Source organism: Streptomyces sp. NPDC057424 (assembly GCF_042803315.1).
Taxonomy (GTDB): domain Bacteria; phylum Actinomycetota; class Actinomycetes; order Streptomycetales; family Streptomycetaceae; genus Streptomyces.
The window spans coordinates 25,669-44,430 of sequence record NZ_JBHVCP010000022.1 but is presented as its reverse complement, the minus strand read 5'-3'; the positions used below and the strand labels follow the sequence as shown (position 1 = coordinate 44,430).

At 71.6% G+C, this 18,762-nt stretch carries 20 protein-coding genes and 2 pseudogenes; 8 read left to right on the top strand and 14 right to left on the bottom strand.

All coding sequences use genetic code 11. The annotated features are described in order from the left end of the window. Positions 1-2: 2 nt before the first annotated feature. From ACFU3E_RS19280 to ACFU3E_RS19270, 3 genes and pseudogenes are all read right to left on the bottom strand, one after another. Entirely contained in the window at positions 3-185 is a 183-nt protein-coding gene (locus ACFU3E_RS19280; protein ID WP_010039591.1) for a hypothetical protein, read from the bottom strand. A 254-nt stretch (positions 186-439) separates the two neighbouring features. Further along, positions 440-646: pseudogene (locus tag ACFU3E_RS19275) on the bottom strand (DUF899 family protein); the annotation flags it as partial. A 42-nt stretch (positions 647-688) separates the two neighbouring features. Then, complete coding sequence (locus ACFU3E_RS19270; RefSeq protein WP_384159248.1) at positions 689-2,053, bottom strand: amidohydrolase; 1,365 nt, start codon at positions 2,051-2,053, stop codon at positions 689-691. A 134-nt stretch (positions 2,054-2,187) separates the two neighbouring features. Between ACFU3E_RS19270 and ACFU3E_RS19265 the strand changes: the two genes are divergently transcribed. Beyond that, positions 2,188-3,141 carry an endonuclease/exonuclease/phosphatase family protein gene (locus tag ACFU3E_RS19265; RefSeq protein WP_384159246.1) on the top strand — a complete coding sequence of 318 codons (954 nt, stop codon included), beginning with the start codon at positions 2,188-2,190 and terminating at the stop codon, positions 3,139-3,141. An 88-nt stretch (positions 3,142-3,229) separates the two neighbouring features. Here the strand turns inward: ACFU3E_RS19265 and ACFU3E_RS19260 are convergent, their stop codons facing one another. Continuing rightward, positions 3,230-5,122, bottom strand: coding sequence for an FUSC family protein (locus tag ACFU3E_RS19260; RefSeq protein WP_384159243.1), 1,893 nt, complete (start codon positions 5,120-5,122; stop codon positions 3,230-3,232). A 252-nt stretch (positions 5,123-5,374) separates the two neighbouring features. Between ACFU3E_RS19260 and ACFU3E_RS19255 the strand changes: the two genes are divergently transcribed. Continuing rightward, positions 5,375-6,325 carry an expansin EXLX1 family cellulose-binding protein gene (locus ACFU3E_RS19255; protein ID WP_384159241.1) on the top strand — a complete coding sequence of 317 codons (951 nt, stop codon included), beginning with the start codon at positions 5,375-5,377 and terminating at the stop codon, positions 6,323-6,325. Here ACFU3E_RS19255 and ACFU3E_RS19250 read toward each other — a convergent pair. Then, a complete protein-coding gene (locus ACFU3E_RS19250; protein WP_384159237.1) occupies positions 6,312-7,091 on the bottom strand; it encodes a nucleotidyltransferase domain-containing protein in 780 nt (259 codons plus the stop codon). The two genes, ACFU3E_RS19255 and ACFU3E_RS19250, sit on opposite strands and share 14 nt — an antisense overlap. 146 nt (positions 7,092-7,237) lie before the next feature. On the opposite strand from ACFU3E_RS19250, the gene ACFU3E_RS19245 reads away from it, so the two are divergent. Then, positions 7,238-7,651: a RidA family protein gene (locus ACFU3E_RS19245; RefSeq protein WP_384159234.1), complete on the top strand. Its 414-nt coding sequence runs from the start codon at positions 7,238-7,240 to the stop codon at positions 7,649-7,651. 13 nt (positions 7,652-7,664) lie between these two features. After that, a complete protein-coding gene (locus ACFU3E_RS19240; protein ID WP_384159231.1) occupies positions 7,665-7,916 on the top strand; it encodes a hypothetical protein in 252 nt (83 codons plus the stop codon). On the opposite strand, the gene ACFU3E_RS19235 is transcribed toward ACFU3E_RS19240, so the two are convergent. After that, entirely contained in the window at positions 7,894-8,640 is a 747-nt protein-coding gene (locus tag ACFU3E_RS19235) for an aspartate/glutamate racemase family protein (RefSeq protein WP_384159228.1), read from the bottom strand. The two genes, ACFU3E_RS19240 and ACFU3E_RS19235, sit on opposite strands and share 23 nt — an antisense overlap. A 5-nt stretch (positions 8,641-8,645) precedes the next feature. Then, positions 8,646-10,097: an NCS1 family nucleobase:cation symporter-1 gene (locus ACFU3E_RS19230; protein WP_384159225.1), complete on the bottom strand. Its 1,452-nt coding sequence runs from the start codon at positions 10,095-10,097 to the stop codon at positions 8,646-8,648. Positions 10,098-10,258: 161 nt separating this feature from the next. On the opposite strand from ACFU3E_RS19230, the gene ACFU3E_RS19225 reads away from it, so the two are divergent. After that, a complete protein-coding gene (locus tag ACFU3E_RS19225) occupies positions 10,259-10,921 on the top strand; it encodes a GntR family transcriptional regulator (RefSeq protein ID WP_384159222.1) in 663 nt (220 codons plus the stop codon). Here the strand turns inward: ACFU3E_RS19225 and ACFU3E_RS19220 are convergent. Continuing rightward, positions 10,918-11,622, bottom strand: a complete 705-nt coding sequence (locus tag ACFU3E_RS19220; protein ID WP_384159219.1) for a uracil-DNA glycosylase — start codon at positions 11,620-11,622, stop codon at positions 10,918-10,920. The genes ACFU3E_RS19225 and ACFU3E_RS19220 overlap by 4 nt on opposite strands. Positions 11,623-11,983: 361 nt before the next feature. Between ACFU3E_RS19220 and ACFU3E_RS19215 the strand changes: the two genes are divergently transcribed. Further along, positions 11,984-12,604 (top strand): RNA-binding S4 domain-containing protein, encoded by a 621-nt coding sequence (locus tag ACFU3E_RS19215; protein ID WP_384159216.1) that lies wholly within the window; start codon positions 11,984-11,986, stop codon positions 12,602-12,604. A 105-nt stretch (positions 12,605-12,709) separates the two neighbouring features. Here ACFU3E_RS19215 and ACFU3E_RS19210 read toward each other — a convergent pair whose 3' ends face one another. Continuing rightward, positions 12,710-13,204: a DoxX family protein gene (locus ACFU3E_RS19210; protein WP_384159212.1), complete on the bottom strand. Its 495-nt coding sequence runs from the start codon at positions 13,202-13,204 to the stop codon at positions 12,710-12,712. Positions 13,205-13,630: 426 nt separating this feature from the next. Next, positions 13,631-14,854: an RNA-guided endonuclease InsQ/TnpB family protein gene (locus tag ACFU3E_RS19205; RefSeq protein WP_384159209.1), complete on the bottom strand. Its 1,224-nt coding sequence runs from the start codon at positions 14,852-14,854 to the stop codon at positions 13,631-13,633. A gap of 25 nt (positions 14,855-14,879) precedes the next feature. Here ACFU3E_RS19205 and tnpA point away from each other — a divergent pair, with 25 nt between their 5' ends. Continuing rightward, positions 14,880-15,296: an IS200/IS605 family transposase gene (tnpA, locus tag ACFU3E_RS19200; protein WP_384159206.1), complete on the top strand. Its 417-nt coding sequence runs from the start codon at positions 14,880-14,882 to the stop codon at positions 15,294-15,296. Positions 15,297-15,442: 146 nt separating this feature from the next. Here the strand turns inward: tnpA and ACFU3E_RS19195 are convergent. From ACFU3E_RS19195 to ACFU3E_RS19185, 3 genes and pseudogenes are all read right to left on the bottom strand, one after another. Further along, a pseudogene (locus ACFU3E_RS19195) lies at positions 15,443-16,279 on the bottom strand (protein kinase family protein); the annotation flags it as partial. A gap of 9 nt (positions 16,280-16,288) precedes the next feature. Beyond that, complete coding sequence (locus tag ACFU3E_RS19190) at positions 16,289-16,969, bottom strand: class I SAM-dependent methyltransferase (protein ID WP_384159203.1); 681 nt, start codon at positions 16,967-16,969, stop codon at positions 16,289-16,291. A gap of 114 nt (positions 16,970-17,083) precedes the next feature. Then, positions 17,084-17,995 (bottom strand): acyltransferase domain-containing protein, encoded by a 912-nt coding sequence (locus tag ACFU3E_RS19185; protein WP_384159201.1) that lies wholly within the window; start codon positions 17,993-17,995, stop codon positions 17,084-17,086. A 74-nt stretch (positions 17,996-18,069) separates the two neighbouring features. Between ACFU3E_RS19185 and ACFU3E_RS19180 the strand changes: the two genes are divergently transcribed. Further along, entirely contained in the window at positions 18,070-18,333 is a 264-nt protein-coding gene (locus tag ACFU3E_RS19180; protein ID WP_384159199.1) for a DUF6343 family protein, read from the top strand. 19 nt (positions 18,334-18,352) lie between these two features. On the opposite strand, the gene ACFU3E_RS19175 is transcribed toward ACFU3E_RS19180, so the two are convergent. Further along, on the bottom strand, positions 18,353-18,733 hold the full coding sequence (locus tag ACFU3E_RS19175; RefSeq protein WP_283969766.1) for a tetratricopeptide repeat protein: 381 nt from the start codon (positions 18,731-18,733) through the stop codon (positions 18,353-18,355). Between the last annotated feature and the right edge of the window lie 29 nt (positions 18,734-18,762).

Genomic DNA, 18,762 nt, shown 5'->3' with positions numbered 1-18,762 from the left:
CCTCAGGCCGTGGCGTCGGCCACGTCCCCGCTGCGCACGATCACCAGGAACATGTCCGTGGCGAGGTCCATGACGACCTCGGCAGGCAGGCCCTCGCTCCGCCGCGCCTGCGCGAACTCCTCCGCAGGCCAGGAGCCACGCGGCCCACCGGCGGGAAAGCGCTCGAGCACCGTTCGCCCGTTCACCCTGCACCTCCATGTAGCGCTGTACTCGTAGAGTTAAACGCCAACCATGGGGTGAACGGCTCGCGAAGTGACGGTTCTGAGACGTAGTTGACACGCGTTCACCGTCAAGTGTGACCAACCTCTCAGCCTCTTGGCTTATGTGTTCACTTTCCGTATCAATAGTCGTCACTCGTCGTGAAACTTGATGCACTCGCTTCCCACAGGCGCCCCAAAGGCGGACGCGCGCCCCTTCGGCTCCTGGCCTGCTGGAGCCCACCGCACCGGGCCGGCAGGAAGATCCTCGGGTAGGGCGCGCGGGGTACGGCTGCGAACGACGCGTCCTGGGCCTGGAGATGGGCGATATGCCCCATCTGGTCCAGGAATGCGGAGCAGCTGCGGCAGCCCGCGTCCCACTCGGGCGCGGACATGAAGGGGGAGACGACGAGCTGCCTCCGGCCCTCGAACAGGTCGAGCGCGGAACTCATCGCCGCCCGGGAGAATTTCCGGAACGTCTTCGCGTGCCGTCAGGTGTCGTACCGCTGGATGCGCCGGCCGTGGCCGCGGTCGACGAGCGCGGGCAGCCGCTCCTCCAGTTCCCTGACCACGGTCGGCACGTCGATCGTCAGCAGATCCCGGTCACGCATGAGGATCCGTCCGTCGACGATCGTGGTGCGGACGTCGGCGGAGCGGGCGCTGTGCACGAGGGTGGCGGCGAGGTCGTGGACGGGCCGGGTGTGCGGCCCGGTGAGGTCGACCAGGACGATGTCGGCCCTCCGGCCGGGCGCGATGCTGCCGGCGCTGTCCCCGAGGCCCACGGCGCGGGCGCTCTGCACGGTGGCGTGGTGCAGGGCCTGGCGGGAGGTCAGCCAGCGGGGGTCGCCCTCGGCCGACTTCTGGACCAGCGAGGTGAGAGCCATGGACTCCCACACGTCGAGGTTGTTGTTGGAGGCGGCGCCGTCGGTGGCGAGTCCGACATCGACGCCGATGTCACGCAGGGCGCGGACCGGTGTGGTGTCGGGCCAGGCGAACTTGAGGTAGCCGCGGGGCGCGCAGGCGACGGCCGTACGACCGTCTGCCCGCTCCAGCACGGGGAGGTCGCTGTCGATGATGCCGGTGCCGTGGGCGAGGAGGAGGTCCGTGTGGAGGATGCCGGTGCGTTCCAGGACCCCGATGGGGGTCGCGCCGTGGCGGGCGAGGCTGGTCTCGGTCTGGTCGCGGTTCTCGGCGGCGTGCAGGTGCACGGTCAGGCCGTGGGTGCGGGCGAGCTCGGCGGTGGCGGCGAGGGCGGCGTCGTCGACCGTGTAAGGCGCGTGGGGGGCGAGCGCGGTGGTGATCCGGCCGTCGGCCGCGCCGCGGTGCCGCAGCGCGAACTCCAGTGACCGCTCGCGGCCTTCGGGGCCCTGCGAGGAGAAGAAGGCCTCCCCGAGCAGCGCCCGCATGCCGCAGTCCGCGACCACTCGCGCCACCGCGTCCATCGCGAAGTAGTGGTCGGCGAAGCACGTGACGCCCGCGCGGATCATCTCGGCACAGGCGAGCCGCGCCCCCAACTCGACGTCCTTCGCCGTGAGGTTGGACTCGACGGGCCAGACGACGTCGTTGAACCACTCCTCGGTGGGGAGGTCCTCGGCGAGGCCACGCAGCGCGACCATCGGTGCGTGCGTGTGACAGTTGATCAGGCCGGGCAGGGCGACCTGGCCGGGGGCGTCGATCCGCTCGGCGGCGGGCAGGTCCGCGGCCTGTGCGGTGGTCGTGACCGCGTCGACGACCCCGTCGCGTACGACGATCGCGGCGTCCCGCGCGAACTCGATCCGCTCTTGATCGTCGTGCACGAGGACGGTACATGCGCTGATGATGAGGTCGGCGGGACCGTCCGCGGCAGAGGGCGTCACCACGCCAACGTACGACGACGTCGTAGGGCGGCATGAGCCGAACCGCACATCCCGTCACGGCTCTGTCGCGGGACGGGCCGGGCGCGCACCCTGGCCTCACCACCCCGTCTGTCGGCTTCGGAAAGGAGCCCGGCATGCTCCTCGGCACCTGGAATCTGGAGAACCTGTACCGGCCCGGCGGCCCGTACGGCCCGCGGGACGAGGCCGGGTACGAGGCGAAGCTCGCCGCGCTCGCCGCCGTGATCACCGAACTCGATCCGGCCCTGCTCGGTGTGCAGGAGGTCGGGGACCCCGAGGCCCTGAAGGACCTGGCCGGGATGCTCGACGACGACTGGCACGTCGCCGTGTCCGAGCACGCGGACAGCCGGGGCATACGGGTCGGGTTCCTGAGCCGTACGACGGTGAGGGTGCTGGCCGACACGCGGGCGTTCCCGGCGGAGCTGCGTCCCGTCCAGGCGGACGACGCGGGGCTGACGGCGGGGCGGGCGGGGCGGGGTGTCCTGGCGGTGGAGGTCGAGGGCGGGGACGGGCCGTTGCGGGTGGCCGTCTGCCATCTGAAGTCGAAGCTGCTGTCGTATCCGAACGGCCGGTTCCAGCCGCGCGACGAGGGCGAACGGGCCCGCTACGGCGCCTATGCCCTGTTCCGGCGGGCCGCCGAGGCGACGGCGTTGCGCGCGCTCGCGGACGAGTTGCTGGCCGGTGACGGGCGGGCTCGGGACGTGGCCGTACTGGGCGACCTCAACGACGAGGTGCAGGCGGCGACCACGCAGATCCTGCTCGGCCCGCCCGGCTCGGAGATCGGCACACCGGGTTACGACCGGACCGACCGGGGCGACGCGACGCGGCTGTGGGACGTGGCGCCGCTCATCCCGCCCGGGCAGCGCTGGTCCCGGGTGCACTCCGGGCGGCGCGAGCTGATCGACCACATACTGCTGAGCCACCGCCTGGTGCGCCGGGCGACGGCGGCGGGCACGGGGCTGCCCGGCGAGGGCCCGCCCGGCCTGCCGTCGGTCGGCCCCGACCCGGCGGAGCGCCGGGGCGAGCCCGGATCGGATCACGCTCCGGTGTGGGTACGGGTCGGCGGCTGAGCACGTCGCCGGTGCCGGAGCGGCCGCCGCAACCAGGAGGCGACCACGGCCGGACGGACGACCCGCAGGCCCGCGGCGGTGCCGGGCGCTACCCGGCGAGGGGTGTCCGGGGCGGATGTAGCCCCACCCGTTCCCCCCGTCCGGCGAGTTCGGTGAGGACGGCCGCGAGGCGGTCCTTGTGGCGAGGCCCGATCCGGCCCGTGTCATCGAGGTGCACGGCGCAGGCGGTCGTGGTGTCGACGAGGCGTTCGAGGAGGTCGGCCACCTCGTCCGCGCCCTCGGTGTGGCGGGCGAGGGCGGGCAGTTCGTGGGCGGCGAGGGAGATGGCCGAGCGGGCCTCGGCCAGCGTGCGGTAGGCCTCGCGACGCAGGGTCCAGCGGGTGGCGCGGTGGTCGGAGGGGGTGCCGGAGGTCCCGATGCGCGGGGCGTCGGCCTCGTCGAGCACGTGCGTGAGGTAGGCGTGCGCGGCCTCGCTCGCCGCCGCGAGCCGGGCGCGCACGCCCCCGCCGCGCTGTCCGGGCATCGGCAGGTGCCCGACGATCAGCACGATCGCACAGGCCAGCAGCGTCTCGCCGATCCGGCCGGCGGAGGCCTGGGGCTCGCCGCCGACCATGATCAGGGCGAGGACCAGGACGGTGACGACCGCGGTCTGGGCGGCGAAGTGCCGGGTGGCGACGGGTATGAGCGCTCCGCTGAGGGCGACGAGCGCGATGAGCCCTTCCGGGCTGGGCAGGACGGCGGCCAGCCCGGCGAAGAGCAGCGCCCCGAGCACGGTCCCGGCGGCCCGGTTCAGGACCCGTGAGGCCAGCGGCCCGAGGTCGGGCTTGACCAGGAAGACGGCGGTGGCGGGCAGCCAGTACCAGTGCTCGTGCTGTCCGTACCACTGGGTCTGGTGCAGGGCCTGGGCGACCGCCGAGCTGGCGCCGAAGCAGAGGGCGACTCGCAGCCCGTACTCGCGTCCGGCACTGCCCAAGGCGGCGCGCAGCCGGTCCCCGGCGCTGCGGGGCCGGGTGTGCAGATCGCCGCCCCGGCCCTGGTCGAACACTTCGGCGGCGTGCAGGAGGGCGTCGTCGAGGGCGCGCAGGGCGGGCGCCGAGCGGGACGGTGCGGGCAGCGGCCCGGTGTGGGTGTTGCCGCGCACGGCGGCGGCGAGCCGCCGGGGGCCTTCGGAGGCCCGCCCGGCGACGGCCTCCTCGGCCCAGGCGAGGGCGGTGGCGGCCTCGGCGAGGGGCAGGGCCGCGGCGTACTGCGCGTGCAGCCGCCGCTCGGTGGAGGAGGAGGCGTACTTCCGCAGCCGGGGCCCGGCGAGGGCGTCCTGGGCGTGGTCGAGGGCGGCGGTCAGGGCGGCACGGCGGCGGATGGCGTCGGGGCCTCCGACGGCGTCGAGCAGCTCGGCGACGGCCTCGTACACACCGGCCACGGCCGCGCGCTCCCCGTCGAACCGGAAGTCACCGGCGAGGGAGCCGGGTGTGGGCAGGGCGAGCCGCAGCACGAGCAGCCACCCCGCCCCGGCGAGATAGGCGAGTGCCCGCTCCCATCCCGGCTCCGGCAGGGGCATCCCGGCGCCGATCGCCGCGCCGACCAGCACCTGTGTCCCGACGGCGGAGGCGACGGGCCCGACGGCGCTCATCCCCCCGGCGACGAGCCCGACGAGGGTGAGTACCACGGTGAGCACGACCGCCCCGGTCGCCTGCCCGGTGTACGTCCCGATCACGAGCCCCAGCGCACCGCCCAGGGCGGGCACTCCGATCCGCTTGACCGAGACGCGCCGGCTCCCGGGCCGGTCGTTGATGCCGGCCAGCATGGCGGCGACCGCGGCGACGACGCCGAGGGAGGTGAGACCGGTCTGGACGGCCACGAGCAGCAACGGCCCGGCGGACAGGGCCCCCCGCGTCACCGCGTTCCAGGGCACCGGCCCCCGCTGAGGACGCAGGGCGTGCGCGAGCCAGGGCGGAAGGTGCGGGGTGATGCGGCGGGACACAGAGCTCCTGTCGTCTCGACGAGGGCAGGGGTGAGCCTTCGGGCGACGGCGGCCGGGGCGGGGTGTGGCTGACCACGGTAGGCGGGGTTCCTGGAGGATAGGTTTCCGGAACATGTCGGACGGCTCGAAGTCGGCGTTCTTTATGTACGCAATCAGGAAAGGAGACCCGGCAACCTTTTCGGGCCCGGTGACCACTGGTGAGTCGTGAGCGCGCGTTCTCCTGAACCACGCAAGGAACCGAAGGACTCATCCGTGGCATCCGCATCCCACCGCCGTCCCCTTCGCAAGCGGCGCACGGCCCTCGTCTGGGCCGTCGCCGTGGCAGCCGTCGGACTCCTCGTCTCCCTCGTGATCGCCCTGCGCCCCGGCGGCGAACCGGACACCGTCCGGACGGCGGCCGGGGCAGCCACCAGCACCCGTCCGAGCGCCCCGCCGACGACACACAAGCCCACACCGGCACCGAAGCCCTCCACGGCCTCCCCGTCCTCCCCGGCGCCGAAGCCCACCCCGAGCACCACGCCGGCGCGGCCCTCGCCCACCGCCACCGGGTCGTCCGCCCCGCGTCCGGCTTCCGGGACCGCACCCCTGGCAGGACGGATCAAGCCCGGGACCACCTACGACGGCGTCGCCACCCACTACGACGCCGAGGACGGCGACGGCGCCTGTCTGTACGGGCCGAGCCCCGGCCTCATGGTCGCGGCGATGAACCACACCGACTACGAGACGTCCCAGGCGTGCGGGGCGCACATCCTCGTCCGCGCGGCGAACGGCGCCTCCGTCACGGTCCGGATCACCAACGAATGCCCGTTGCCCTGCGCTCCCGGCCAACTCGACCTCAGCAAGGAGGCGTTCGCGAAGCTCGCGGGCCTCTCCGCGGGACGGATCCCGGTCACCTGGAGCCTGCTGAGCCCCGGTACGTCCGACACGATCTCGGTCCGCTACAAGACCGGCTCCAGCCGCCACTGGTGCGGCATCCAGGCACTGGGCCACCGCAACCCGCTGGCCCGGCTGGAGGTCAGGACCGGCAGCGGCTGGAGCCGGCTGACCCGTACCGAGTACAACTACTTCCTCTCCCCCGACGGCACCGGCTGCGGCGGCCCCCTCAGGCTCACCGACATCTACGGCGAACAGCTCACCGTCGACGGCATGGCGGTCCGCCCGGACGCCATACAGCCGGCCCGCGTCCAGTTCACCCGGCGGTGACGGCTCCCACGGCCCGGGCGAGGAGCGTCTCCGTGTCGGCGACGGCCCGGGTGAGCGCGGCCGGACCGTCCGTGAGGTCGCGTACGACCGCGTCCACCTCCTGCAACCCCGCCCGCGCCACCAGCCCCTTGTCGTTGGTGACCCATTCCCCGCGCGCGGCGAGCACCGCGTGCGCGGTCTGTGTCGCGGCGAGGGCGATCGCGCCCGCGACCTGAGTGACGGCGTTCCCCGGGGCGTGGCCGGCCGTGGCGTAGGCGAGGGTGGCCGCGGCCATCCCGTGCCAGTGGGCCGGGGCGCTCTCGCGCAGGGCCCGCGGATAGGCGCCCGGGCGCGGCAGGTCGCCCCGCAGCACCCTGTTGATCGCCAGTTCCGCGACGAGCAGGTACGTCGGGATGCCCGCCAGGTGGAACATGAGGGGCTCGACGCGGAAACGGCCCTGCTCCGCCTCGGCCAGCTCGTGTTCGACGACGGCCAGATCGCGGTAGTGGACGTCCACCCTCCTGCCCTCGATCGTCAGCCGGGCGCCTCCGTTGAAGACGCCTCCGCCCCAGGCGCCGATCTCGCTGACCTCGCCCTCCCAGCCGGCCGCGCGGAGACCGGCCGGGTCGAAGCCGCCGCGGTAGTAGACCGCCAGGTCCCAGTCGCTGTCGGGCCGTTCGGTGCCCCGGGCCCGGGAGCCGCCGAGGGCGACGGCCTCCACGGTGGGCAGGGCGGCGAGGCGGTCGGCGGTGGTGGCGAGGAAGGTCCGGTCCGGGAGGGTGGGCACGGCGGGCTCCTGGGCAGGCGCGGGTCCGGGGAAGAAGCGTAGGGGGCGGCCCGGTCGCCGGGAACCGAATTACGGGTGCGTGCGCCTGCCGGGGCCCGCATGATCGGTGGGTCGTCCTGTCGCCGCCCGCAGATCGGAGATCTCCCGTGATCCGCCGCGTCACCGTCCCGAGCCTCTTCCCGCCGCCCGCCTACTCGCACGTGTCCGTCGTCGAGGCCGGCACACGGCTGGCGTTCCTCGCCGGATCCGTACCGCTGGGTTCCGACGGCACACTCGTCGGGCCCGGAGATCCGGTGCGGCAGGCCGAGCAGGTCATCGACAACCTGCGGGAGCAACTGGCCGCCGTCGGGAGCGGTCTGGCGCACGTGGTGGCGACCGACGTGTACGTGGTGAGCAGTGAGCCCGCCGTGCTGTCCGCCGTCTGGAGCGTCGTCGAGGCGTCCGGCCTCAGTGCGGGTCCGCACTCGTCGACGCTGATCGGCGTGGCGTGTCTCGGGTACACGGGACAACTGGTGGAGATCACGGCGACGGCCGTCGTGCCCGAGGGGTCGTCCGCCTGAGGAGAGTCCCACGGTGGTCGAGCACCGCGGGCGGCGTCCCGTCGTCCCCGGGTCCGCTCACGTCGCCCCTACGGCCGTCCTGTGCGGGGCCGTCGTCCTCGGTGAGCGCAGCCGGGTGCTGCACGGGGCGGTGCTCACCGGGGAGGGCGGGGAGGTGTGGGTCGGCTCCGACGTCGCCGGCACGTCGATGCGGGAGGTGATGGCCCGGCAGGTGGGGTTGTACGGCACCCACCAGGACGACGTCACACTCGACGGCCCGGCCTGAGCTCCTGCCCTGCGGGCCTCCCCCACTCCCTCCGTTTCGCGAGCGGCTCGGCGTAGCTCCCCACCCGGCTCGTCGTCAGGCCCAGCACCACGAGCGACTCCGCCAGTTTGACCGCCGCGGCGACCCCGTCGACGACCGGCAGGCCCAGCTTCTCCCCGACGGCCCGGTGGAGTCCCGTCATGCCGGCGCAGCCCAGGACGAGCACCTCCGCCCCGGCCGCACAGGCCCGTTCGGCAGCGGCCAGGAACGCCGTCTCGGTACGTTCGTCGTCGCCGAGGCCGAGCACGTTCAGGCCCGTTGCGACGATCGCCGCGCAGTTCCGCGCCACGCCCGCCGTCTCCAGGCTGTCCTCGATCTGGCCGCACGAGCGCTCCAGCGTGGTCACGACGCCGTAGCGGCGGCCCAGCAGGCAGGCGAGGTGAGCCGCGGCCTCGGTGATGTCGACGACCGGTACGTCCACCAGTTCCCGTACGCCCTCCCTTCCGTGCTCCCCGAATCCGGCCATGACCACGGCGTCGTACGGCGGTCCGTCGTAGGTCCGCAGCGTGTCCAGGACGGCCGCGGCGGACAGGTAGCTGTCGAGCCAGCCCTCCGCGGACGCCGGCCCCCAGGCGGGGGTCAGTCCGGTCACGGTGGTGCCCGGGCCTGCGGCGGCCCGGGCACCTCGTACGATCTCCTCGGTCATCTCCTGCGTGGTGTTGCAGTTGGTGACGACGATCCGCACGTCTCTCAGACCTCCGCGGTGGTGCGCTCGGGGCGGCACAGCACCGCGTACAGCCCGGCCGCGAGCGCCGTGCCGATGAACCAGGAGTACGGCGCCACGTCGCTGAAGGTCTTCACCAGCGCGAGCACCGCGGCGACACCGGCCGCCGGCAGGAACGCCCAGAGTGCCTTGGGGTTGACGCCCTTGCGGTAGTAGTAGCGGGAGCCGGGGGTGGCGTCGAACAGTTCGTCCACGTTCACGCGCCCGCGCTTGACCCAGTAGTAGTCGAGCATGATCACGCCGAACAGCGGGCCGAGGAAGGCGCCGAGGCCGCCGAGGAAGTAGTTCACGACGGTCGGGTTGGAGAAGAGGTTCCAGGGGGTGACGAGCAGCGCCGCGACCGTGCTGATCATGCCGCCGACCTTGAAGGTGATCTTCTGCGGCCAGACGTTGGCCAGGTCGTACGCCGGTGAGACGAAGTTGGCGACGATGTTGACGCCCATGGTGGCGATGGCGAAGGTCAGCGCGCCCAGCACCAGCACCCAGGTGCTGCCGATCTCGGCGACGAGGTAGGCCGGGTCGGTGATCTCCTTGCCGAAGACCTCGAAGGCGCCCGCGGTGACGATGACCGACACGATCACGAAGGCAGTGGAGTTGACGGGCAGGCCCCAGAAGTTGCCGCGCCTGACGGACTTGTAGTCCGGGGCGAAGCGGGAGAAGTCGCAGAAGTTGAGCATCAGGGTGCCGTACGTGGCGAGGACCAGGCCGATCGCGCCGAACCACTGGCGCCACTGCTCGCCGACGGAGACCGGGTGCGGGGTGGAGGTGAGCGAGATCGTCCAGCCGGCCTTGGCGAGGATCCACACGGCCAGCGCGATCATCACGAGCCAGATCGCCGGACCGCAGAAGTCCTGGAACTTGCGGACCGATTCCATGCCCCGGCTGATGATCGCCGCCTGGACCAGCCACAGGACGATGAAGGAGAACCAGCCGAGGGCGTCCAGGCCGAGGAAGGAGTTGTGCGTCCACGACTCCAGGCTCGGCCAGGCCGCGAGCAGCATCACGTTGACGGCGACGGAGGCGAGGTAGGTCTGGATGCCGTACCACATGATGGCGATCACGGCTCTGATCAGCGCCGGGATGTTGGCGCCCCAGACACCGAAGGCGATCCGGCTGACCACCGGGAAGGGCACGCCGTGGCGCTGGCCGATCTTGCCCATCCAGTTCATGCCGATGTAGATGATCACGAACCCGACGAGCAGGGACGTGAAGATCTGCCAGACGTTCATGCCCAGGAAGAGCAGCCCGGCGGCGAAGGTGTAGTTGCCGAGGTTGTGGACGTCGGACATCCACATGGCGAAGAGGTCGAAGACCTTCCAGTTGCGCTTCTTGGCAGGCGCGAGGTCTTCGTTGGTGAGCCGGGGGTCTGGGACGAACGCTGGGGTGCCGGTGGCTGCGGCACGGTCGGCGAGGGACACGGGGCCTCCATGAGCGAGGGGACGGCGGAGGACTGTTCGGTGGGCACTGCCCAGCGGGGGGATTTTGGTATACCAAACTGCGCTCATGGTCTCCCCGTCAACCGTTCTGACCGATGTCGCTCTCGTTAACGCTACGTAAAACACCCCTCGCGTCGACGAAGATGGGCTCCATGACGAAGATCGAACCCCTCGGAGCGGTACGCGAACGCGTCACGGCCGATCTGCGCCAGGAGATCATCGCGGGCAGTCTCCGCCCGGGCGACCGCCTGGTGGAACGCGAGCTGGCGGAGCGTTTCGGTGTCTCGCGCGTGCCGGTCCGGGAGGCGATCCGGGCGCTCGTCACCGAGGGCTTCGTCCACTTCGAGACCCCCCGCCGTACGGTCGTACGGCGCCTCACCCCGACCGACGTCAAGGAACTGTTCGAGCTGCGCGAGGCCCTGGAGGTCTACGCCGCCGGACTCGCCGCCTCCCGCGCGACACCGGGGGATCTGACCGAGATGCGGGACCTCCTCGGCCGCGCGGCCGCCGCCACCGAAGCCGGGGACGCCGAGACGATCACCGACGTCAACAGCCTGCTGCACGACCGCATCGTGGCGATGGCCGGCAACAGCCTGCTCACCGAGGCCCTGGAACCGGTCGCCGGCCGGCTGCGCTGGATGACCCGGCGCAACGAGGAGTGGCCGCAGCTCCTCGTGGAGCACCGCGAGCTGTACGAGGCCATCGCCTCGGGCGATCCGGAGCGCGCCCGCGCGCACGCGCTGACGCACGTACGGACCAACTACCGCTCCACGGTCCGCCACCTGTTCGGCGAGGAGGTTCCCTAGCCGCCTTCCCTGGGCAGACCCGCCGCCCGCCCGGCCGTCCGCAGGACGTCGCGCAGCATGGCGGGGGTGAGCCGGCCGGTGAAGGTGTTGCGCTGGCTGACGTGGAAGCAGCCGAAGAGTTCCAGGCCGTCGAGAAGGAACCGGGCACCGTGGGAGAAGGCGGGGCGCGGCCGGGGCACGGACCAGCCGGCCTCGGCGAACGCGGGCAGCGCGGCCTGCCAGCCGAAGGCGCCGAGTACGACCACGGCCCGCAGCGTCGGGCGCAGCAGCCGCAGTTCCTGCACGAGCCAGGGGCGGCAGGTGTCCCGCTCCTCGGGGGTGGGTTTGTTGGCGGGCGGGGCGCAGTGCACGGGCGAGGTGACGCGTACGCCGTGCAGCTCCAGGCCGTCATGGGCGTGCAGGGCGGTCGGCTGGGAGGCGAGGCCCACGTCGTACAGCGCCTCGAAGAGGACGTCTCCGGAGCGGTCGCCGGTGAACATCCGGCCGGTACGGTTGCCGCCGTGGGCGGCGGGGGCGAGCCCCACGATCAGCAGCCGGGCGTCCCCGGGCCCGAAACCGGGCACCGGCCGGCCCCAGTACGTCCAGTCCGCGAAGGCGGCTCGCTTGGCGCGGGCCGCCTCCTCGCGCCAGGAGACCAGCCGCGGGCAGGCCCGGCAGTCCGCGATGCGCCGGTCGAGGAGGGGAAGGCCGCTGGCATCCATCACTCCACGGTAGGTGCAGGCGAGGGCCCGCTCGTCACAGGGGGCAAGATCCTGGGCGGGTCCGGCGCCGCCCGGGTGCGGGCTCAGGCGCTGCTGACCTGCGGGGCCGTTCACCGCTCCGGCGGAGCCAGAGCAGGGCGCCGGCCAGAGTGCGGCTTCCGTCAGCAGCCAGGGCAACGGGCCGGGCCTCAGGGCCCCGACGATCAGGCCGGTGAGCGCGCCGACCAGCTGCTGGGCGAGGGACTGGACGGACAGCGCGGTGGCGCGACCCGCGCTGGAGACGCTGCGATGGAGTCGGGATAGTCGCTCGGAGGGCGATATCCCGCCCGGCAGGGCGACTCGGAGGACTAAGGTCGGGGGCATGGCTTCTCAAGGTGCGGAGCACGAGAGGACGGACGGGACCGAGGACGCGGGCCCGGGCACGGCGCCCGAGACCCCCGAGGCCGCCGGCGGCTCCGGGAACGGTGATACGAAGACCCTGGATCCGAAGGTCGCCGCGGCGATCGCCGCCGCCGAGGCCGCGGGCCCGCAGAGCGGCACGGCCGTGCGCGTCGACAGCTGGATCTGGTCCGTACGCCTCGTCAAGACTCGTTCCATGGGAGCCACCGCCTGCCGGGGCGGCCACGTGCGCGTCAACGGCGAGCGCGTGAAGCCCGCACACAACGTCCGCGTAGGGGACGAGGTGCGTCTGCGGCACGAGGGCCGCGAGCGGGTCGTCGTCGTCACCCGGCTGATCCGCAAGCGGGTCGGAGCCCCCGTGGCCACCCAGTGCTACATCGACAACTCCCCGCCGCCCCCGCCCCGCGAGGCCGTCGCCCCCGCCGGCATCCGCGACCGCGGCGCCGGCCGCCCGACGAAGCGCGACCGCCGCGAAATGGAACGCCTCCGCGGCGTGGCCGGCCCGGGCAGCATGCCCGGTCCCGCCGCTGGCCCCGGTCCAGGCGGGGGGTTCGGCAGCGGCTCGGGCAAACCCAGGCCGTGAGCAGGCCGAGGAACCGGCCGCACCCCTCGGGCCGCCGGTGCCCGGGAGGGGCCGCCAGGCCCTGCCGGACACCGCTGGAGCCGTGAGCGACACGGTCGCGCCCGGTCACGCCCCTCGCCGCAACAGCCGGAGCAGCTCAGCGTTGTGCCCCCGCCGTGCCCACGCGATGAGGGCGAGCGGCACGATCAGAATCAGCGGCGTCGCAGCGTACTGCCCGTCGAAGACGGCTATCTGCACGATGAACGCGCCCACCATCAACGCGCTCAGCGCCATCGCCGCCACCGACTGGAGCACCGGGATCAACAGGGCGATCGCTCCGGCCAGTTCGAGCACACCGATGGTGTACATCCCCACGCTGCCCCAGCCGAGCCGCTCGAACGACTCGGCGGCCGACGCGTGCCCGATCAGCTTGGGCAGGGCGCTCGGTATCGCGTAGAAGAGGGCGAGCAGCACCTGCAGAGCGCGCAGGGCGATCCGGGCACGCCGCCCGCGAGCGGTCGCGGACTCGGCGATGACGGTGCCGGCCGGGGTGGAGCCGACGGCGGCGGCGGCGGTGGCGGTGGCGGTGGCGGCGGTGGCGGTGGCGGCGGTCTCGGGCATCGAGGTCTCCTGAGGGAAGCGGTCCGTGGTGGTGCCGGAGAGGTAGACCGGCCGTCCTCCCGGAACTCATCGCCATGGAGGAGAAGCCGAGCGGAATGTCACGCCGATCCCCTCAGCCCGTCAGGGACAAGCCGTTGGAGCTTCTCCCTCGGGTAGGGAGTCGTCCGGCTTTCCCCCTGGAGGGTGCGGTAGAAGTCGGTCATCACGGCCGCGACCGGGGCGTTGCGGGTGAGGATCTCCGCTGTCCCGGGTGGCACCCCGGTGGGTTGCAGCCCTTCGGCTCACGCTCGTATCAGTTCGTCACGTGTCTCCCAGTCTCCGCCGTACAGGGCGGTGATCAGCCAGTTCACGAGGTAACTGGCCGTTTGACTTGCACCTCGGGCTGAAGCCCGAGGATTCTGGCCTTCTCGACTTGTTGCTGTGCCGCTACGCGGCACGGGGTTCGGTCGGGAATCCGTGGCTTCCTGTTTCTTCGCGCTGTGCCAGAACGAGTTCTGGTCTTACCGGCGCTCCGCAGGCCGATACCGCCAGTCCGGCGGCCGTCTTCACGTTGATCGCGGCGTTGGTGTCCCGGTCGTGGACAGTGCCGCAGGCGGCGCAGGTCCATTCCCTCGCGTCGAGGGGTTTGGGCCCGTCTTTGACGCCGCAGGTGGAGCAGACCTGACTCGTCGGCTCGTACCGGCCGATCTTGATCAGGGTCCGTCCGTACCGTTGTGCTTTGTACTCCAGCATGTTCACGAATGAGGCCCAGCCGGCGTCGTGGACGGACTTGGCCAGCCTGGTGCGTGCCAGTCCCGTCACCGACAGGTCCTCCACGGCGATCCCTTGGTTCTCGGAGATCAGTTTTGTGGAGAGCTGGTGGTGGAACTCATGGCGGGCGTCGGTGACCTTGACGTGGGCGCGAGCGACCTTGAGCCGGGCCTTTTCGCGGTTCTTCGAACCCTTCTGCTTGCGGGACAGTTCCCGCTGGGTTGTCTTCAGCTTCTTCTCCGCGCGGCGCAGAAACCGCGGGGAGTCGATCTTCGTGCCGTCGGACAGGACGGCGAAGTGGGTGAGGCCGAGGTCGATGCCGACGGTGCGGTCGGTGGCGGGCATCCGCTCGGCATCCGCCTGTGGGTCGGTGTCGATGACGAAGGAGGCGAAGTACCGCCCGGAGGAATCCTTGACCACGGTGACCGAGGTGGGGGTGGTGGGCAGCGTGCGGGACCACTTCACCTTCACCGCCCCGATCTTCGGCAGGTTCAGCCGTCCGCTGTCGGTGATCTTCCAGCGGGCGTTGGCGGTGAACCGGATCGATTGGCGGGCATCCTTGCGGGACTTCAACCGCGGCGCACCGGTCCTGGGCCCCTTGCGGGTGCCCTTGAGGGAGGCGAAGAAGTTGCTGTAGGCGGTCTCGGTGTCGCGCAGGGACTGCTGGAGAACGACCGCGGAGACCTCGCCCAGCCAGGACCGCTCCACGGTCTGCTTCGCCTGGGTGATCAGCCGTTTGGACAGCTCGCCGATCTTCGGAAACGGTTTCCCGGCCCTGCGGGCGCTCTCGCGGGCGTGCAGGGCGTCGTTGAACACGACGCGGGCGCACCCGAACGCCTTCGCCAACGCCTGCTGCTGGCCGGTGTCCGGGTACAGCCTGAAGGCGTACCTGAGCTGCATGACGGCCACGCTACATATTTGGGTTATGAGTGAGATGCAGAAGATCAGGACTGGTCGGCACTGTACTTTCGTGATGCATGTGCACTTGGTCTTTGTGACCAAGTTCCGGCACAAGGTGTTCACCGATGTTCATCTGACGCGCATGGAGGAGATCATGCGGTCGGTGTGCGCGGACTTCGAGTGCACGCTGGTGGAGTTCAACGGCGAGAACAACCACGTCCACCTGCTGGTGAATTTCCCGCCCAAGGTAGCCGTCACCAAGTTGGTCAACTCCCTCAAGGGCGTCTCCTCACGCCGTCTGCGCATGGAGTTCCCCGACCTGGTACGGCACTACTGGCGGGCCAACAAGCTGTGGTCGGGCTCCTACTTCGCCGGCACCGTCGGCGGCGCCCCGCTCGCCGTGGTCAGGCAGTACATCGAGCAGCAGAACCGGCCGGTGTGAGCACAGCCCGGCTCCGCCGGGACCAGCAACCCGCGGCGCTCCGCGCCGCGGGTTGCGAACATGCCGTGCCCGGCTCCGCCGGACCAGACGCGGCGACGCTCCACGCCGCAGCCATCAGATTCGCTTCACCACCGGGCTGAAGCCCGATGCACTGCGAATGAACCCCGGTAGCAGCGGTCGTAGGTGCTGTGCCGGTCGTAGAAGCCGGCCTCGGTGAGTGTGAGATCGAAGCGGGTGGACAGGGCCAGGCCGAAGTCGGTGAAGTAAAGGCGCCGGCCGTCGGTGAGGACGTTCTCGAAGTGGGCGTCGAGGTGGAGCAGCCCACGGCTGTTCATGAAGGACGTGCCGGCCGCCAGGTCCCTCTCCGCGAGGGAGGACGCCCGGTCGAACGCCTCGTCACCGGCTCGCGCCTGCGCCGTGAGCCACGCGTGCAAGGTCTGGGGCACGTACTCCAGGAAGAGGGCGATGCTCGCCGAGGACCGCTGCAGGGCCTCGATGCGCCGTCGTACGGCCGCGCTCCCTCCCCAGTAGGCGACAGCCTTCTCCACATCGGCCAGTTCCTCCGGCAGATCGGGGATTCCGTCCGGCAGCACCCGCCAGTGGTACATCAGCGGAAATCCCTGAAACTGCCCGGAGAGCGCCCAGTTCGTGGTCATGGTGTGGGCGGCGACCTCCCGCCATGCCCCGAACCCGGGCCCGCCGATGCCGTACTGGCAGATCATGGGCAGACCGAACACGTTGGCCGTCGACCCGCGGTGTTCCGGCCGCTGCTCCAGGTCTGTGAGGGGCACCCGCTTCACGAAGACCGGGGTGCCGGACACGTCCAGCCGGGCCGATACTCCGCCGATGCCGGTGCCCAACGGCACGGCTCTGCGGACCAGTTCGCGCAGTTCGGTGTCCCCGAGCAGCGCCAGGGAGGTCGCGACCGTGTCGTAGCCGCTGAGGCGCCACGGTTCCGCTCCCCCAGCCGGGCTCTCACGCACCCGAGTCCCCTAGACCGCCGCCACCGCCCGCACCCATATCCGGTCCTCCGTCAGATAGCGGTCCACCTTCAGGCCCGCCTCCTCCAGCGCCTCCTCGAACTGCTCCTTGGTCAGTGGTCGCGCCCGGAACGTCTGGGTCCAGACGGCGTCCGGGAACTCGTACTCCGCACGCACCGAGTTGACCCCGTCGCCGGCCGGTTCCGACGACGCGATCCGTACGGTGAAGCCGCTGGGGTCCTTGCGCTCGCGCGGCACGTTCTCGTGGTAGTCCTCGCCCTCCCGCTGGATCAGCACGCAGCCGCCTTCCGCGACATGACGCACGCAGGTGTGCAGCATGCCGCGCCGCACCCCGGCGTCTCCGGTGTGTACGAGAAACGAGGCGAGCAGCACCACATCGAACGTCTCGCCCAGGTCCAGTTCCTCGATCGGGCCGTGTATCGTCCGCGCGCCGCGCACGCGCTCCAGCATCGGGGCGGACTCGTCCACCGCCGTGACCGTGAAGCCGCGCTCCAGCAGTGCGTGGGTCATGCGTCCGACTCCGCTGCCCAGCTCCAGGATGCTCGCGCCCTCGGGGACGGCGGCGGCGATGACCTCCGGTTCATCCCCGACGGGCAGCCGTGAGTAGAGTTCCACCGCGCAGCCGTCCGGGGTGATGGCCCCGGGTCCCGTCCCCTCGTACCCCTCCCGCATTTTCATCTCCATGCCCGTCCAACGGGCCGTATGCGCACGCTCGTTCCCCTGACGGCCGCCTTCACCCGACCGAGTGAACGGGACGGCGAGGGAGGGGAGTTGAGGCCACGGTGACTACAGCCGGAACCAGCCGTGCTCCACGTACCAGTGGCCGCCGGCCCGCAGGTGGTCCCCCACCGCTCGCTCCACCGACGTGCGCCTCGGCAGGTCGGCCCGCGGCAGGTCCGGGTCTCCGAAGACGAAGCGGACGGGCTCGGTGTCCGCCGGTTCCGGCTCCTCACCGGCGTCGCGGCCGGGCTCGAAGCGTTCCTGGAACCGGATGATGTTGGAGTCCGGGTCGAGGTGGCGCTTCAGCTGCGGGTCGAGCAGCCAGGAGTGACACACCGCCACGCGATATCGCTCCCGCGGAAAGTGGCGGGCGAAGAACTCCCGCGCCATTTCCAGGGAACGGTCGCAGGCCGCTGGTGACAGCGGCCCATGGAAGTCCGGGATGTGCAGGTTCAGACATGGCTCCCCAGGCGCCGCGTCCAGCCCGGCCGCCGCCACCGCCCGCCCCGTCCGCTGCCCGAGGCGGGCCCGCTCGAACTGGAGTCGTCCCAGCTGGTACAGCTCACCCCGGAAGTGGTGCGTGAGCCACCGCGAGACCTGCACTCCTCCCGTGCCGTGCCGCCGTCGATGGAACGCCATGTTCCGCCCGAGGTCGGCAAGGGTCCGGCGGCTGACGTCCGCCGTGACACCCCGCTCGCCGTGGTACGCGCGTGTGTGCGGCAACGCCGCGACGAACACGTACACGGGGAAGTACGAGCCCAGCGCGGCCGGGGCTTCGGCGAGGCGCTCGGCGAGCGGCACCTCGGCCCCGACCTCTCCGATGTCCCGTACCAGCTGCTCGACGCACTCCTCCAGGAGCCTCATGGCCCCGGCATCCCCGGTGAGTGTCCGCCGCAGGGCGACCAGGTCGTTGATGTCCTCGTGCGGCACGGCGAGATCGAGCAGGATCTCGGGAAGCGTGTCGGCGTCCGGCAGCATGCACGGCTCTCCTGTCGACCTTGGTGAACCCTCGCCACGAAGAGTACGTTGCAGGCAGGAGTGGTGGTCGAAGGATGCGTACAGGCAGTGAACCGCGGACCGCGCGCAGTGCCCTGCGGGCGCGCTTCTGGCTGAGCGTGTGGGGGCTGGCCTGGGCGCTCTTCGGGACGGTGGCGTTCGCGCTCACCGGGCGGACCGGTTGGGCCATCGCCTGCGGCGTGCTGCTGCTGATCGTCACGACCGACCTGGCCGTCGTCCTCCGGCACATCCGTCAGGGCCCGCACTACCAGCCGGGCCCGGGCATCCCGCCCTACCAGCCGCCGGACCAACACTCCTGAAGCGATCTTAGGCGGCCGCTCACGAGTCGAAGCGCGCCGCCTTCAGGAACTCCGGATTCGGGTCGAGCGCGGCCGCCAGGCGGAAGTGGCGCTTCGCCTGGTCGGGACGGCCCTGGCGTTCATACGTGCGGGCGAGCGCGAAGTGCGCGAACGCGTTGTCCGGCTCCCGCTCCAGGACGATCTGGAACTCGAGCTCCGCCGGCCTCAGCTGCGCCGCCGCGAAGAAGGCACGCGCCCGCAGCAGCCGCGCCGCGGTGTTCTCCGGGTGCGTGGCGATGACTCCGTCGAGCAGCTTCACCGCGCCCCGCGGGTCCCGCGCCGCGAGCAGTTGCTCGGCGGCACGGAAGTCGATGACATGCGTCTCCGGGGTACGTCCGGTCGAACCGCTGGTCTCGGGCACGGCAGAGTCCTTCCCTCACTGCACGGGTT

What these genes read in the sequence shown, in the direction of transcription:
- ACFU3E_RS19265 (WP_384159246.1), top strand. Translation starts at nt 2,188, where the DNA reads ATGCTCCTCGGCACCTGGAATCTGGAGAACCTGTACCGGCCCGGCGGC.
- ACFU3E_RS19225 (WP_384159222.1), top strand. Translation starts at nt 10,259, where the DNA reads ATGGGCTCCATGACGAAGATCGAACCCCTCGGAGCGGTACGCGAACGC.
- ACFU3E_RS19220 (WP_384159219.1), bottom strand. Translation starts at nt 11,622, where the DNA reads ATGGATGCCAGCGGCCTTCCCCTCCTCGACCGGCGCATCGCGGACTGC.
- ACFU3E_RS19215 (WP_384159216.1), top strand. Translation starts at nt 11,984, where the DNA reads ATGGCTTCTCAAGGTGCGGAGCACGAGAGGACGGACGGGACCGAGGAC.
- ACFU3E_RS19210 (WP_384159212.1), bottom strand. Translation starts at nt 13,204, where the DNA reads ATGCCCGAGACCGCCGCCACCGCCACCGCCGCCACCGCCACCGCCACC.
- ACFU3E_RS19205 (WP_384159209.1), bottom strand. Translation starts at nt 14,854, where the DNA reads ATGCAGCTCAGGTACGCCTTCAGGCTGTACCCGGACACCGGCCAGCAG.
- tnpA (WP_384159206.1), top strand. Translation starts at nt 14,880, where the DNA reads ATGAGTGAGATGCAGAAGATCAGGACTGGTCGGCACTGTACTTTCGTG.
- ACFU3E_RS19190 (WP_384159203.1), bottom strand. Translation starts at nt 16,969, where the DNA reads ATGCGGGAGGGGTACGAGGGGACGGGACCCGGGGCCATCACCCCGGAC.
- ACFU3E_RS19185 (WP_384159201.1), bottom strand. Translation starts at nt 17,995, where the DNA reads ATGCTGCCGGACGCCGACACGCTTCCCGAGATCCTGCTCGATCTCGCC.
- ACFU3E_RS19180 (WP_384159199.1), top strand. Translation starts at nt 18,070, where the DNA reads ATGCGTACAGGCAGTGAACCGCGGACCGCGCGCAGTGCCCTGCGGGCG.